General features: G+C 68.8%; 8 protein-coding genes. 6 read left to right on the top strand and 2 right to left on the bottom strand.

Annotated features, from left to right (window positions below; all coding sequences use genetic code 11):
* Positions 1-22: 22 nt before the first annotated feature.
* The gene (locus AB0H93_RS07680) at positions 23-1,003 is read left to right on the top strand and encodes an iron-siderophore ABC transporter substrate-binding protein (RefSeq protein ID WP_358569047.1); all 981 of its coding nucleotides are present in this window, start codon (positions 23-25) and stop codon (positions 1,001-1,003) included.
* On the opposite strand, the gene AB0H93_RS07675 is transcribed toward AB0H93_RS07680, so the two are convergent.
* Together AB0H93_RS07675 and AB0H93_RS07670 are read right to left on the bottom strand one after the other, a co-directional pair.
* The gene (locus AB0H93_RS07675) at positions 1,004-2,026 is read right to left on the bottom strand and encodes an aldose 1-epimerase family protein (RefSeq protein ID WP_358569044.1); all 1,023 of its coding nucleotides are present in this window, start codon (positions 2,024-2,026) and stop codon (positions 1,004-1,006) included.
* 136 nt (positions 2,027-2,162) lie between these two features.
* On the bottom strand, positions 2,163-3,953 hold the full coding sequence (locus tag AB0H93_RS07670; protein ID WP_358569512.1) for a sugar-binding domain-containing protein: 1,791 nt from the start codon (positions 3,951-3,953) through the stop codon (positions 2,163-2,165).
* Between the two features lie 228 nt (positions 3,954-4,181).
* Here AB0H93_RS07670 and AB0H93_RS07665 point away from each other — a divergent pair, with 228 nt between their 5' ends.
* The 5 genes from AB0H93_RS07665 (at position 4,182) to metH (ending at position 14,476) form a co-directional block, all read left to right on the top strand.
* Positions 4,182-5,930: an AMP-binding protein gene (locus AB0H93_RS07665; RefSeq protein WP_358569041.1), complete on the top strand. Its 1,749-nt coding sequence runs from the start codon at positions 4,182-4,184 to the stop codon at positions 5,928-5,930.
* A gap of 751 nt (positions 5,931-6,681) precedes the next feature.
* Positions 6,682-8,385, top strand: a complete 1,704-nt coding sequence (locus AB0H93_RS07660) for a methyltransferase domain-containing protein (RefSeq protein WP_358569038.1) — start codon at positions 6,682-6,684, stop codon at positions 8,383-8,385.
* A 185-nt stretch (positions 8,386-8,570) separates the two neighbouring features.
* Positions 8,571-9,773 carry a methionine adenosyltransferase gene (metK, locus tag AB0H93_RS07655; RefSeq protein WP_358569035.1) on the top strand — a complete coding sequence of 401 codons (1,203 nt, stop codon included), beginning with the start codon at positions 8,571-8,573 and terminating at the stop codon, positions 9,771-9,773.
* Positions 9,774-9,915: 142 nt separating this feature from the next.
* Complete coding sequence (locus AB0H93_RS07650; RefSeq protein ID WP_358569032.1) at positions 9,916-10,890, top strand: carbohydrate kinase family protein; 975 nt, start codon at positions 9,916-9,918, stop codon at positions 10,888-10,890.
* Positions 10,891-10,909: 19 nt separating this feature from the next.
* Positions 10,910-14,476: a methionine synthase gene (gene metH / locus AB0H93_RS07645; protein WP_358569029.1), complete on the top strand. Its 3,567-nt coding sequence runs from the start codon at positions 10,910-10,912 to the stop codon at positions 14,474-14,476.
* Positions 14,477-14,478: the final 2 nt, after the last annotated feature.

The following is a 14,478-nucleotide window of genomic DNA, read 5'->3' as shown; positions in this document are numbered from 1 at the left end:
CCCCGATCGAGAGGAAACCCAGATGCGCCAACGACGAATCGTGCGCACCGCGGGCGCACTGGTCGCCGCCGGGCTGGTCGCGCTGACCGCGGCCTGCGGCGGCGCCGCGCCGAACGGAGCCGCCCCGGCCGCCGAACCGGGAGCGGGCTTCCCGCGGACCATCGCCACCGCCAAGGGCGAGGTGACCATCCCGAAGAAGCCGGAGCGCGTGGTCGTGCTCGACACCGCCGAACTGGATTCGGTGACGCTGCTGGGGATCACACCGGTCGCGGCGATCCCGCCGCACCTGTCCACCGGCGAGGCGTTCCCGGCCTACCTGCGGGACAAGCTCGGCGATACCGCCCTGGTCGGCCCGTCGGACTCGCCGAAGCTGGAGCTGATCACCTCGCTCAAGCCGGACCTGATCCTCACCAGCAGGGTCCGCCACGACGCCCTCTACGAGCAGCTGGCCCGGATCGCGCCGACGGTGCTGACCGAGACGACCGGCTTCCCCTGGAAGCAGAACCTCGCCGTGCACGCCGCGGCGCTCGGCAAGGAGGCCGAAGCGCAGGCCGCGCTGCAGGCCTACGAGGCCCGGGCGAAGCGGATCGGCGACGCCATCATCGCCAAGAACGGCGGCACCGCCCCGACGGTGTCGGTGACCCGCTTCATGGCGGGCAAGATCCGGCTCTACCAGAAGTCGAACTTCTCGGGCGTGGTCCTCGCCGACGCCGGGATGGCCCGGCCGCCATCGCAGAACGCCGACGAGTTCGACAACGAGATCAGCCCCGAGCTCATCGACATGGCCGACGCGGACACCGTTTTCGTCACCACCGCGGTGTCGCCGGAGAAGACCCAGCAGAAGGCCGTGGAATCCAGCGCGCTGTGGACCCGGATGAACGCGGTCCGCAACAACCGGGTGTTCCCGGTTCCCGACGAGACCTGGATGTCGGGCATCGGCGTGCAGGCCGCCAACCGGGTCCTCGACGACCTGGCCAAGGCCTACGGTGTGGACGCCTCGTGATCAGTCCGCGATGCGGTAACCCCAGGTGCCGCGGTGGGTCGCGCCAGGCCGCAGGGTGATCAGGCCGTCGCCGGTGACGAACGCGTTCGGCGCGCACGTCATCGGCTCCACGGTGATCCCGGCCCGCCCCGGGCGGTCGGTCGCCGGGCTGTCGTCGGTGTAGACCTGCAGGTAGCCGTGCGTGCGGTCGACCCAGAGCTCGGCGGTCACGCCGTCCGGGCGGGCGAACCGCACCACCGCGCCACCGTCGGCGCCGCGGCTCAGCCCGGTGAACGCGGTGTCCATTTCGGTCGCTCCGATCGGGCGCGACGACCGGAAGTCGTAGTCGGTGCCCTCGACCGGGGCGGTGCCGGTGGGGATCAGCCGGTCGTCGACGACGTAGTAGGTGTCGGCGGGCAGCTCGAAGACGATGTCGTCGATGCGGTCCCCGCCGGCGCCGAGGTAGGTGTGGTTGGCGGTGCCGAACGGGGCGGCGGTGTCGCCGATGTTCTTGGCGCTCAACGTGCTTCGCACCCCGGCAGCGTCCACTTCGTACTCGATCCGGAACGCCAGCCGGAACGGGTAGCCGTAGTCCGGCGGCAGCACGTACTCCAGGACGACGCCGTCGGCGCGGTGCCGCACGGGCTGCCACTCCACGAAGCTCATCAGCCCGTGCAGCGCCGTGTCCCGCTCCGGCTCGTTGATCGGGACCTGCAGCTCCTCACCGCCGAAGGTGTAGCGGCCGTGGTCGATCCGGTTGGGCCAGGGCAGGATCGTCTTGCCCTGGTAGCCCTCGCCGACGTCGTCGGCCGGGTGCGTCAGCAGCATTTCGACGCCGTCGACCTGCCACGACAGCAGCGTCGCCGACACCCCGGCGATCACGGCCCGCTGCCGCCCGGAGCGGATCTCGTACAGCCGCCCGTTCGCCGTCCACCGGCCGCCGCCCGGATCGGCCGGCTGCGCGATGGCGCTGCCGCTGAGCGCGGCGGCGGTGGTCGCACCGGCAGCGGTGGCGAGCGCGGCCCGCCGGCTGAAACGTCGCATCCTGGACCTCCTGGGGAGTGCGCGATTCCGCGAGAAATCGACGTTCACCCGGGTGGCGGCCGATTTCTCGCGGAATCGCGCCGGTCCCGGGTGATCGCCATCCACTGTGGCCGGTGGATGACCGGGTCGCCAGTCGTCAGGGCGTGCCGGCGTCGATCACCGCCTGGTTGCGGGCGCGGACCACGTCCGGGTTGGGCTTGAGGATCCGGCGGTCGTAGGTGAAGAAGCCGTTCACCTCGTTCTCCACGTCCGTGGTCTGGGTGTAGATCGCCGCGGACAGGCCGTTGGTCGAGACGATGCGGGCCAGGTCGCCGCTGACCTCGGCGTAGCGGTCGGTCAGCTCGGCGCGGCTGTTGGTCATCTCGTACGCGCCGGGCTCCCCGGGCCACAGGTGGCCCTCCTCGACCAGCCCCAGCCCGCCGTACTCGCCGTCCACCGACGCCCGCTCGCCGCGCACCTCCGGGCTGCCCGGGCCGACATAGGTGTGGTCGTCGTAGATGTCGCCCGCGCCGCTGTCCGGCAGCGAGTAGCAGCAGTTCACCCCGCTGTTGGCGTTGACCAGCCGGGTCGGGTCGGTGCGCCGGACCAGTTCGGCGATCTCGGCCGTGTCGAACTCGCCCCAGCCCTCGTTGAACGGCACCCAGGCCACGATGGACGGGACGCTGCGCAGCTGGTCGATCATGGCGGTGAGCTCGTCGCGGAAGTGCGCGCGGGCCTCCTCGCCGGGCGACGGGTTGCTGCCGGGCGGGTCGGCGAGGTCGATCGGCAGCGACGGCATGTCCTGCCACACCAGCAGGCCCAGCCGGTCCGTCCAGTAGTACCAGCGGGCCGGCTCGACCTTCACGTGCTTGCGCACCATGTTGAACCCGAGCCGCTTGGTCTCGGCGAGGTCGAACCGCAGCGCCTCGTCGGTGGGCGCGGTGTAGATCCCGTCCGGCCAGTAGCCCTGGTCCAGCGGACCGTGCTGGAACAGGATCCGGCCGTTGAGCGCCATCCGCGGCCGCCCCTGCGAGTCGTCGACCAGCTCGATGGTGCGCAACCCGGCGTAGCTGCCGACCGTGTCGACGGTGCGCCCGTCGGCGCCGACCAGCCGGACCGCGAGGTCGTAGAGGTAGGGGTCGTCGGGCGTCCACAGGTGCGGATCGGCCAGCGCCAGCCGCAGCGCCGTGTCGGCCGGGCCGTCGGCGCGCCCCACCTCGCGGCCCTCGGCGTCGAAGGCGACCGCCTCGATCCGTTGCCCGGCGCGCGCGGAAGTGCGCGCGGTCAGGTCGAAACCGCGCAGATCCGGGGTGATGTCGAGCTTGGCGATGTGCGCCTCGGGCACCGGTTCGAGCCAGACGGTCTGCCAGATCCCGGACGCGCCGGTGTAGAGGATCCCGCCCGCCTTGTTGCGCTGCTTGCCCACCGGGTACGGGTTGGCGTCGTTGCGGTCCTCGACGGCCACCGCGAGTTCCTGCTTCGCGCCGGGGCGCAGCGCGTCGGTGATGTCGGCGCTGAACCCGGTGTAGCCGCCCTCGTGCACCGCGACGGTCCGGCCGTTGACCGACACCTCGGCCTTCTGGTCCACCGCGCCGAAGTGCAGCAGCAGCCGCTGCCCCGACCAGTCCGGCGGCACCTCGAAGGTCCGCCGGTACAGCATGTGGTCGTCGTGGCGCTGGATGCCGGAGAGCCCGGATTCCGGCGGGAAGGGCACCAGGATCTGCTCGGTCGCCGCGGCCGGCGGGGTCGATCCGCCGCCGTAGGACCACAATCCGTTGAGGTTCAGCCAGCGCTCGCGGGTCAGCTGCGGGCGCGGGTACTCGGGGAGGGCGTTGTCCGGGCCGACCTCGTCGGTCCACGGCGTGGCCAGCGGCGGCGGTTTCGGGCGCCAGGGATCGGCGGCCACGGCGGCGGTCGCGGGAATCCCGGAGGCGGTGGCCAACAGCATGGTGAGCAGCAGGGCGCGCAGCAGCACGATTGCCTCCAGACCGACTTGCCGAAGAAGGCGAAAAGCAATCACCATCAACCGACAACAATGACCATGAACGCACGCACAGTCAACGCGGCCGAAAGAGCGCCCGCAAATCGGAGCAAGCGCCGTGGATCGGTAGGGCTCATGAGGTTACGTTGTTGGCCCGCTCAAGTGATCGGGTGAATCAGCCGAGTCCAGGAGGGTGTGCACGTGACCGGTTATTCCTCAGCCCAGCAAGGCATCGCGACGGAGGTGTTCCGCACCGCCCGGGACTTCTTGCTGCGGCACCGCGAGGACTACGACACCGCTCGCCGCGATTTCGAGTGGCCGAAGCCGGCCGAGTTCAACTGGGCGCTGGACTGGTTCGACACGATCGGCGAGCGCCGCGACGGCATCGCGCTGTGGATCGTCGACGCCGACGGCAGCGAGCACCAGGTGACCTTCCGCGCCATGACGCGCCGTTCGAACCAGGTCGCCAACTGGCTGCGCGGGCTCGGTGTGTCCCGCGGCGACCGGCTGGTGCTGATGCTCGGCAACCAGGTCGAGCTGTGGGAGACGATCCTGGCCGCGATGAAGCTGGGCGCGGTGATCATCCCGGCGACCCCGCTGCTCGGCCCGGCCGACCTGCGCGACCGGATCGACCGCGGCCGGGCCCGGCACGTGGTCACCACCGCGGCCGACGCGGCGAAGTTCGCCGACGTGCCCGGCGACTACACCCGCATCGCGGTCGGCGACCCGGTGCCGGGCTGGGAGTCCTATGCGGACAGTTCGGCGGCCGGCGCGGAGTTCGCCCCGGACGGGCCCACCCGCGCCGAGGACCCGATGCTGCTCTACTTCACCTCCGGCACCACGGCGAAGCCGAAGCTGGTCGAGCACACCCACGTGTCCTACCCGATCGGCCACCTCTCGACCATGTACTGGATCGGGCTGGAGCCGGGCGACGTGCACCTGAACATCTCCTCGCCGGGGTGGGCGAAGCACGCGTGGAGCAACGTCTTCGCGCCGTGGAACGCCGAGGCGACGGTGTTCATCTACAACTACACCCGGTTCGACGCGGCCGGGCTGATGGCGCAGATGCAGCGCTGCGGCATCACCAGCTTCTGCGCGCCGCCGACGGTCTGGCGGATGCTCATCCAGGCCGACCTCGGCACCCTGACCACGCCACCGTCCAAAGTGGTCGGTGCGGGCGAGCCGTTGAACCCGGAGATCATCGAGCAGGTGCGGCGCGCCTGGTCGGTGACCATCCGGGACGGCTTCGGCCAGACCGAGACCAGCGTGCAGGTCGCCAACACGCCCGGGCAGCCGGTCCGGCCGGGCTCGATGGGCCGCCCGCTGCCCGGCTTCGAGGTGGCGCTGCTCGACCCGGTCACCGGGGAACCGGCCGAGGAGGGCGAGATCTGCCTGGCGCTGCAGCCGCGCCCGGTCGGGCTGATGACCGGCTACGCCGACGACACCGAGCGCACCGCCGAGGTGACCCGCGGCGGGCACTACCACACCGGTGACGTCGGATCGCGGGACGCCGACGGCTACATCACCTACGTCGGGCGCACCGACGACGTGTTCAAGGCCTCCGACTACCGGATCTCGCCGTTCGAGCTGGAGAGCGTCCTGCTGGAGCACGAGGCGGTGGCCGAGGCGGCGGTGGTGCCGTCGCCGGACCCGATCCGGCTCGCGGTGCCGAAGGCGTACGTGGTACTGGCCGGGCAGCACGAGCCGACGCCGGAGACGGCGCTGTCGATCCTGCGCTTCGCGCGCGAGCACCTGGCCCCCTACAAGCGGGTGCGGCGGCTGGAGTTCTACGAGCTGCCGAAGACGATCTCCGGCAAGATCCGTCGGGTCGAACTGCGCGGCCGGGAGGATGAACTGCACCGGTCCGGCGGTGGATCCGGTGACGGACCCGGCGGTGAAAACCGCGAATTCCGCGAAGAGGACTTCCCCGAACTGAAGGGCTGAGCCGGGCGTTGCTGCGGTGGCACGCGCCGGGGGCGCGTGCCACACTTCCCCAGGGTCGATGCGGCGAGGAACCTTTTCGCCGATCGTCCCGGCGGGGGAGCGTGAAGCAGGCCTGATGGGGGAGGGCGGTGGCCGGCGGCCGGTGGGCCGGATCCGGCGCGGAAAAATGGCTCGCATGCGTGAGGCGGGCACCGTAACATCTGTGCTCCGCGCCGCGATGAACTCAATGAAAAGAGAAAAAGTCAACCGCCACGCTGCCCAGTCTTCATAATTTTGACGGGAATCGCGGTTGTGTAATTTGCAGTTGTTGTGGTAAGGCAAAGCGGGCGCCAGTATACACAGATCGCTGACATTCTGCACTCGCGTGATCGCTGCGCCTCTCGAAAATGCGCCGAATCGGCGCAGGTGGCAGCGCATTTATTCACCCAGGGTGACAGTGGAAATCACGCATTCATCGTATTCCGGTGATTAGCGTCACACGTTCGTACGCTTGCTTTGCGATCTCCTTCGCCTAGGTTAGTTAACCGACGCAGGAATACCGCGTCAGGGCCGGTCGGCAAGGGTGCCGACCGGAAGTGATCGGCGTAGGTGTTGCGGCCTTGAGCGTTTCTCGGCTGCCCACGCCGGTACGGGCGTTGCCTTTTTTCGCAGTGGCGACCCGACACGGCCACGAGACGAGCTCGGGGCACGGATTTGCGCGGCCCCGAGTTCTGCGGTGGCGCATGACCAACGTGAGTGGTGGGAGTGAAGAATGGCGAAGAGCGTGGACGATCTTGCTTCGAGTGAGCAGCCCGGATCTCAGGACACCGCTGATCTGGTGGCGCGCGAGGAGCAGGTGTTCGGCGAGAACCCGTTGGAAGTGCGCGAATCTGACCACTACACGTACGAGTACGTCGGCGGTTTCGTCGAGAAGTGGGACGAGCTGATCGACTGGAAGAAGCGCTACCAGAGCGAGGGCTCGTTCTTCATCGACCAGCTCAAGGCCCGTGGCGTCCGCTCGGTGCTCGACGTCGCCACCGGCACCGGTTTCCACTCCGTGCGGCTGCTGGAGGAGGGCTTCGACGCCGTCAGCGCGGACGGCAGCCCGCAGATGCTCGCCAAGGCGTTCAGCAACGGACTGACCTACGGCGGCCACATCCTCCGCGTGGTGCACGCGGACTGGCGCTGGCTGAATCGTGACGTCCACGGCGAGTACGACGCGATCATCTGCCTCGGCAACTCCTTCACGCACCTGTTCTCCGAACGGGATCGGCGCAAAGCCCTCGCCGAGTTCTACGCGATGCTCAAGCACGACGGCGTGCTGATCATCGATCAACGGAATTACGACTCGATTCTGGACAACGGATTCTCGTCGAAGCACACCTACTACTACGCCGGCGAGGACGTCTCCGCGGAGCCCGATTACATCGACGAGGGCCTGGCGCGCTTCAAGTACACGTTCCCGGACAAATCTGAATTCTTCTTGAACATGTACCCGCTGCGGAAGAACTACACGCGACGGCTCATGCGCGAAGTCGGCTTCCAGCGGATCGACACCTACGGCGATTTCCAGGAGACCTACCACGACGCCGAACCCGACTTCTTCATCCACGTGGCGGAGAAGAAGTACCGCCCGGACGAAGAGCTCTCCGACGTGTACTCGACCGCGGTGCACACCGCGCGGGATTACTACAATTCCGAGGACGCGGACAACTTCTACTACCACGTCTGGGGCGGAAACGACATTCACATCGGCCTCTACCAGACCCCGGACGAGGACATCGACAGCGCCTCGCGGCGCACCGTGGAGCGGATGGCCGCCAAGGTCGAGATCACCCCGGACACCCGCGTCCTGGACATCGGCTCCGGCTACGGCGGCGCGGCCCGCCACCTCGCCGCGACCTACGGCTGCAAGGTGTCCTGCCTGAACCTCAGCGAGGTCGAGAACGCCCGGAACCTCGAGTTCACCCGGGCCGCGGGGCTGGACGAGCTGATCGAGGTCAAGGACGGTTCCTTCGAGGACATCCCGTTCCAGGACAACGCCTTCGACATCGTCTGGTCGCAGGACGCGATCCTGCACAGCGGCGACCGGGAGCGGGTCCTGGAGGAGGTGTCCCGCGTGCTCAAGGGCGGCGGCTCCTTCATCTTCACCGACCCGATGGCCGCCGACGGCGCCAAGTCGAAGGACCTCGGGCCGATCCTGGACCGGCTGAACCTGGAGACGATGGGCTCGCCCGGCTTCTACCGCCGCGAGCTGGCCCGCCTCGGCCTGCAGAACTTCGACTTCGAAGACCTGACCGAGTTCCTAGCCGTTCACTATGGGCGCGTTCTAGAAGTACTCGAGAGCCGGGAAGCGGAGCTGGCGGACCGGATCAGCGACGAATACCGCACCAAGATGAAGACGGGTCTGAAGAACTGGGTCGCAGGTGGCAAGGCGGGCAACCTCTCCTGGGGCATCATCCACGCCCGCGCCTGAGAACGATGTCGGAGATGGTCATACGCAAGTCGGGGATCCCGGAGCCCAGGTGGCGTCTGAGGTTCCGCTACCGGTATCGCCACGCAAGACGAGTCTGGAAACAGTCAGCTGAGACCCCCTGCCTGTTTTCGTCACTACCGTACGCAAGGATCAGTGCTGCATCAGCTGTGAGGTGAGGAGCAGTCGTGAGTGAGATCAACCGCAGGTTGTTCACCAGTGAATCGGTGACCGAGGGGCACCCGGACAAGATCTGCGATGCGATCAGCGACGCCGTGCTGGACGCGTTGTTGGCCCAGGACCCGCGGTCGCGGGTCGCGGTGGAGACGCTGGTGACCACCGGCCAGGTGCACGTGGCCGGTGAGGTGACCACCGACGCTTACGCGGACATCCCGACGATCGTGCGGGAGAAGATCCTGGAGATCGGCTACGACTCCTCCGCCAAGGGCTTCGACGGTGCCTCCTGCGGTGTGAACGTCGCCATCGGCTCCCAGTCACCGGACATCGCGCAGGGCGTCGACGACGCGCACGAGTCCCGCGTCGAGGGCGTCATCGACGAGATCGCCAAGCAGGGCGCCGGCGACCAGGGCCTGATGTTCGGCTACGCCTGCACCGACACCGACGAGCTGATGCCGCTGCCGATCGCGCTGGCGCACCGGCTGTCGCGGCGGCTGACCCGGGTCCGCAAGGACGGGGTGCTGCCGTACCTGCGGCCGGACGGCAAGACGCAGGTGACCATCGAGTACGCCGGTGACCAGCCGGTTCGCCTGGACACCGTGGTGCTGTCCACGCAGCACGCCGCCGACATCGACCTCGAGGGCATGCTGGCGGGCGACATCAAGGCGAAGGTCATCGACCCGGAGATCGAGCGGGTCGGCCTGGACTCCACCGACACCCGGCTGCTGGTGAACCCGACCGGCCGGTTCGTGGTGGGTGGCCCGATGGGCGACGCGGGCCTGACCGGCCGGAAGATCATCGTCGACACCTACGGCGGCATGGCCCGCCACGGCGGCGGCGCCTTCTCCGGCAAGGACCCGTCGAAGGTGGACCGCTCCGCGGCGTACGCGATGCGCTGGGTGGCCAAGAACGCGGTGGCGGCCGGGCTGGCCAGCCGCATCGAGGTGCAGGTCGCCTACGCGATCGGCAAGGCCGCGCCGGTGGGCCTGTTCGTCGAGACCTTCGGCACCGAGAACGTCGACCCGGTGAAGATCCAGGCCGCGGTCAACGAGGTCTTCGACCTGCGGCCCGCCGCCATCGTGCGTGACCTGGACCTCTTGCGGCCGATCTACGCGCAGACGGCAGCGTACGGTCACTTCGGGCGCAGTGACGTCGACCTGCCCTGGGAGCGCACCGACCGGGCTGAGGCGCTGAAGAGCGCCGCCGGTATCTGACGTCGACCTTCGGGAGCCGTGGCGGCAGGCTGCGGGGCGCGCCGATCGCGCCCCGCGGTCCGGCGTGAGCGGCGACGGGGTCCAATGGAGCTTCAAAGGTCGGCGCCGCAGCGGCGGCCGGCCCTGGTGAAGGAGTAGAGCAGTGCGGATTGCGGTGACCGGTTCGATCGCCACCGACCACCTGATGTCCTATCCCGGTAGGTTCACCGATCAGCTCGTCGCGGATCGGCTCCACCAGGTGTCGCTGTCGTTCCTGGTCGACGACCTGGAGGTGCGGCGCGGCGGCATCGCGGCCAACATCACCTTCGGTCTCGGCCAGCTGGGCGTTGGCTCGGCCCTCGTCGGCGCCGTCGGCCAGGACTTCGACGAGTACCGCGGGTGGCTGGAGCGGCACGGGGTGGACACCGCGTCGGTGTACGTCTCCGATACCAAGCACACCGCGCGGTTCATCTGCACCACCGACCTCGACGACAACCAGTTCGCCTCGTTCTACGCCGGGGCGATGGCCGAGGCCCGCGAGATCGAGCTCAAGCCGGTCGCCGACCGGCTGGGCGGCCTCGACGTGGTGGTGATCTCGCCCAACGACCCGGCGGCGATGGTGCGGCACACCGAGGAGTGCCGGGACCGCGGCTACCGGTTCGTCGCCGACCCCGGCCAGCAGCTGGCCCGGATGGAGGGCGAGGAGATCCGCCGGCTCGTCGAGGGCGCGGAATACCTCTTCACCAACGAGTACGAGCACGGCCTGCTGCTGCAGAGCACCGGCTGGACGCACGCCGACGTGCTGGAACGCGTCGGCCTGTGGGTGACCTCGCTGGGCCCGAAGGGCGTGCAGGTGGAGTCCAAGTCGGAGCCGACCGTCGAGGTCGCGCCGCCGAAGGAGAAGCAGAAGGGCGACCCGACCGGCGTCGGCGACGCGCTGCGCAGCGGGTTCCTCGCGGGGCTGTACCACGACCTCGACCTGGAGCGTTCGCTGCAGCTGGGCTGCACGCTGGCGACCGTCTCGCTGGAGACCGACGGTCCGCAGGAGTACCAGGTGGAGCGCGACTCGTTCGTCGCGCGCATCGCCGAGGCGTACGGTGACGCCGCCGCGGCCGAGGTCCAGTCGAAGCTCGGCTGAGAACGGGGAGTAGCAGGGGATGGCAGACCGGCAGAACGATCCGAGCGGGTTCCTGACCGCCATCGGCGAGCGGGTCCTCGTCGCCGATGGCGGCATGGGTACCGCGCTGCAGGCGTTCGACCTGACGTTGGACGACTTCGCCAACCTGGAGGGCTGCAACGAGATCCTGAACGTCACGCGGCCCGACGTGGTGTCCTCGATCTACCGGGGCTACCTGGAGGCGGGCTCGGACGCGATCGAGACCAACACCTTCGGCGCGAACCTGGCGAACCTCGGCGAGTACGACATCCCGGAGCGGATCCGGGAGCTGGCGGAGAGGGGTTCGGCGCTGGCCCGCGAGGCCGCCGACGAGTACTCGACGCCGGAGCGGCCGCGGTTCGTGCTCGGTTCGGTCGGCCCGGGCACGAAGCTGCCGACGCTGGGCCACGCGCCTTACCCCGTGCTGCGCGACGCCTACGTCGAGCAGGTGCTGGGCATGCTCGACGGCGGCATCGACGTGGTGCTGGTGGAGACCTCCCAGGACCTGTTGCAGACCAAGGCCGCGATCGTGGCGGCGAAGCGGGCGATGGCCCAGACCGGCCGGTGGCTGCCGATCATCGCGCAGGTCACGGTGGAGACCACCGGCACGATGCTGGTCGGCTCGGAGATCGGCGCGGCGCTGACCGCGCTGGAGCCGCTGGGCATCGACCTGATCGGGATGAACTGCGCGACCGGCCCGGCGGAGATGAGCGAGCACCTGCGGGTGCTGGCGCAGAACTCCCGGATCCCGATCTCGGTGATGCCCAACGCGGGCCTGCCCCAGCTCGGCCCCAACGGCGCGGTGTACCCGCTGCAGCCCGACGAGCTGGCCGAGGCGCTGGTCGGGTTCGTCAACGACTTCGGCGCCCGGCTGGTCGGTGGCTGCTGCGGCACCACCACCGACCACGTGCGCGCCGTGGCCGAGGCGGTCGGCTCGCTGGCGCCGAAGGTGCGCGAGCCGGAGCACGTCCCGTCGATCTCGTCGATGTACCAGGCGGTGCCGTTCGAACAGGACGCGTCGATCCTCAACATCGGCGAGCGGACGAACACCAACGGTTCCAAGGCGTTCCGCGAGGCGATGCTGGAAGGCCGTTACGACGACTGCGTGGAGATCGCCAAGTCCCAGACGCGCGAAGGCGCCCACATGCTGGACCTGTGCGTGGACTACGTCGGCCGCGATGGCACGGTCGACATGCGGGAGCTGGCGTCGCGCCTGGCCACCTCCTCGACCCTGCCGATCATGGTGGACTCCACGGAGCCGGACGTGATCGAGGCAGGTCTGGATCACCTGGGCGGCCGGTGCGCGGTCAACTCGGTGAACTACGAGGACGGTCACGAGCCGGGCTCGCGGTACGAGCGCGTGATGAAGCTCGTCGTCGAGCACGGTGCCACCGTGGTGGTGACCTGCATCGACGAGGAAGGCCAGGCGCGCACCGCCGAGTGGAAGCTGCGGGTCGCCGAACGGCTGATCGAGGACATGACCACCAACTGGGGTCTGGAGAAGTCCGCGATCATCATCGACTGCCTGGTCTTCCCGATCACCACCGGTCAGGAAGAGGTCCGCAAGGACGCCATCGAGACGATCAACGCGATCCGGGAGCTCAAGAAGCGCCATCCGGACGTCCAGACCACGCTCGGCCTGTCCAACGTCTCGTTCGGGCTCAACCCGGCGGCACGTCAGGTGCTGAACTCGGTGTTCCTCAACGAATGCCGGGAAGCCGGCCTGGACACCGCGATCCTGAACGCTTCGAAGATCCTGCCGATGAACAAGATCCAGGACGAGCAGCGGGAGGTCGCGCTCGACCTGGTCTACGACCGGCGCCGCGAGGGCTACGACCCGCTGCAGAAGCTGATGGAGCTCTTCGAAGGCAAGACCGCGAAGTCCAGCAGCGCCTCGCGGGCCGAGGAACTGGCCAAGCTGCCGCTGTTCGAGCGGCTGGAGCGGCGGATCGTCGATGGCGAGCGCAACGGCCTGGAGGCGGACCTCGACGAGGCGATGAAGGAGAAGAAGCCGCTCGACATCGTCAACGAGAACCTGCTGGCCGGCATGAAGGTCGTCGGTGAGCTGTTCGGCTCCGGGCAGATGCAGCTGCCGTTCGTGCTGCAGTCCGCCGAGGTCATGAAGGCCGCCGTCGCGTGCCTCGAACCGCACATGGAGAAGGACGACTCCGGCGGCAAGGGCAAGCTGCTGCTGGCCACGGTCAAGGGCGACGTGCACGACATCGGCAAGAACCTCGTCGACATCATCGTGTCCAACAACGGCTACGACGTGGTCAACATCGGCATCAAGCAGCCGATCAACGCGATCCTGGACGCCGCCGAGGAGCACGAGGTCGACGCCATCGGCATGTCCGGGCTGCTGGTGAAGTCGACCGTGATCATGAAGGAGAACCTGGAGGAGCTCAACTCCAGGGGAATGTCCGAGAAGTACCCGGTGATGCTGGGTGGGGCGGCGCTCACCAGGTCCTATGTGGAGAACGACCTGGACGAGGTCTACCAGGGCGATGTGCGTTATGCGAAGGACGCCTTCGAAGGCCTGCACCTGATGGACCGCATCATGTCGGTCAAGCGCGGTGACGCGCCTGCCGAAGACGCGGCCGAGCGGGAGAAGAAGGCCGAGCGCAAGGCCCGCCGCGAGCGGTCTATGCGCATCGCCGAGAAGCGCAAGGCGGAGCAGGGACCCGAGCCGGAGTACACCGACACCACGCGGTCCGATGTGGACGCCGAAGCGCCGGTGCCGACGCCGCCGTTCTGGGGCTCGAAGGTGGTCAAGGGCGTCGCGGTCGCCGACTACCTGGCGCTGCTGGACGAGCGGGCCACGTTCTTCGGCCAGTGGGGCCTGCGCGGCGCGAAGAAGGGCGAAGGGCCGTCCTACGAGGAACTCGTCGAATCGGAGGGCCGGCCGCGGCTGCGCCACTGGATCGACGAGCTGTCCACCGCGGGCATCCTGCAGCACGCCGCCGTCGTCTACGGCTACTTCCCTTGTGTGACCGAGGGAAACCACCTCGTGGTGCTGGACAAGGACGAGCCGGACGCCCAGGAGCGGCACCGGTTCTTCTTCCCGCGGCAGAAGCGCGACCGGCGGCTGTGCCTGGCGGACTTCTTCCGGACGCGCGAGCAGGCCGAGCGAACCGGCCAGGTGGACGTGCTGCCGGTGCAGCTGGTCACCATGGGGCAGCCGATCGCCGACTACGCCAACGAGCTGTTCGCCAAGAACGCCTACCGGGACTACCTGGAGGTGCACGGCATGGGCGTGCAGCTCACCGAGGCGCTGGCCGAGTACTGGCACCGCCGTGTCCGGCGGGAACTCCTGTGGGCCGCCGGCGGTTCGGTGGCCGAGGAGGACCCGGCCGACGTGCAGGAGTTCTTCAAGCTCGGCTACCGCGGCGCGCGGTACTCCTTCGGCTACGGCGCCTGCCCGGACATCGAGGACCGGGCCAAGATCGTCGACCTGCTGGAGGCCGAGCGCATCGGCGTGGTGCTCTCGGAGGAGTTCCAGCTGCACCCCGAGCAGTCCACCGACGCGATCATCGCCCACCACCCCGAGGCGAAGTACTTCAACACCTGATC

Source organism: Saccharopolyspora sp. NPDC050642 (assembly GCF_040654735.1).
GTDB lineage: Bacteria > Actinomycetota > Actinomycetes > Mycobacteriales > Pseudonocardiaceae > Saccharopolyspora > Saccharopolyspora elongata.
The sequence above is the reverse complement of the archived record's forward strand: the minus strand, read 5'-3'. Positions and strand labels throughout refer to the sequence as shown.

Coding starts and splice junctions, on each gene's coding strand:
- AB0H93_RS07660 (WP_358569038.1), top strand. CDS start 6,682: ATGGCGAAGAGCGTGGACGATCTTGCTTCGAGTGAGCAGCCCGGATCT.
- AB0H93_RS07670 (WP_358569512.1), bottom strand. CDS start 3,953: ATGCTGTTGGCCACCGCCTCCGGGATTCCCGCGACCGCCGCCGTGGCC.
- metH (WP_358569029.1), top strand. CDS start 10,910: ATGGCAGACCGGCAGAACGATCCGAGCGGGTTCCTGACCGCCATCGGC.
- AB0H93_RS07675 (WP_358569044.1), bottom strand. CDS start 2,026: ATGCGACGTTTCAGCCGGCGGGCCGCGCTCGCCACCGCTGCCGGTGCG.
- AB0H93_RS07680 (WP_358569047.1), top strand. CDS start 23: ATGCGCCAACGACGAATCGTGCGCACCGCGGGCGCACTGGTCGCCGCC.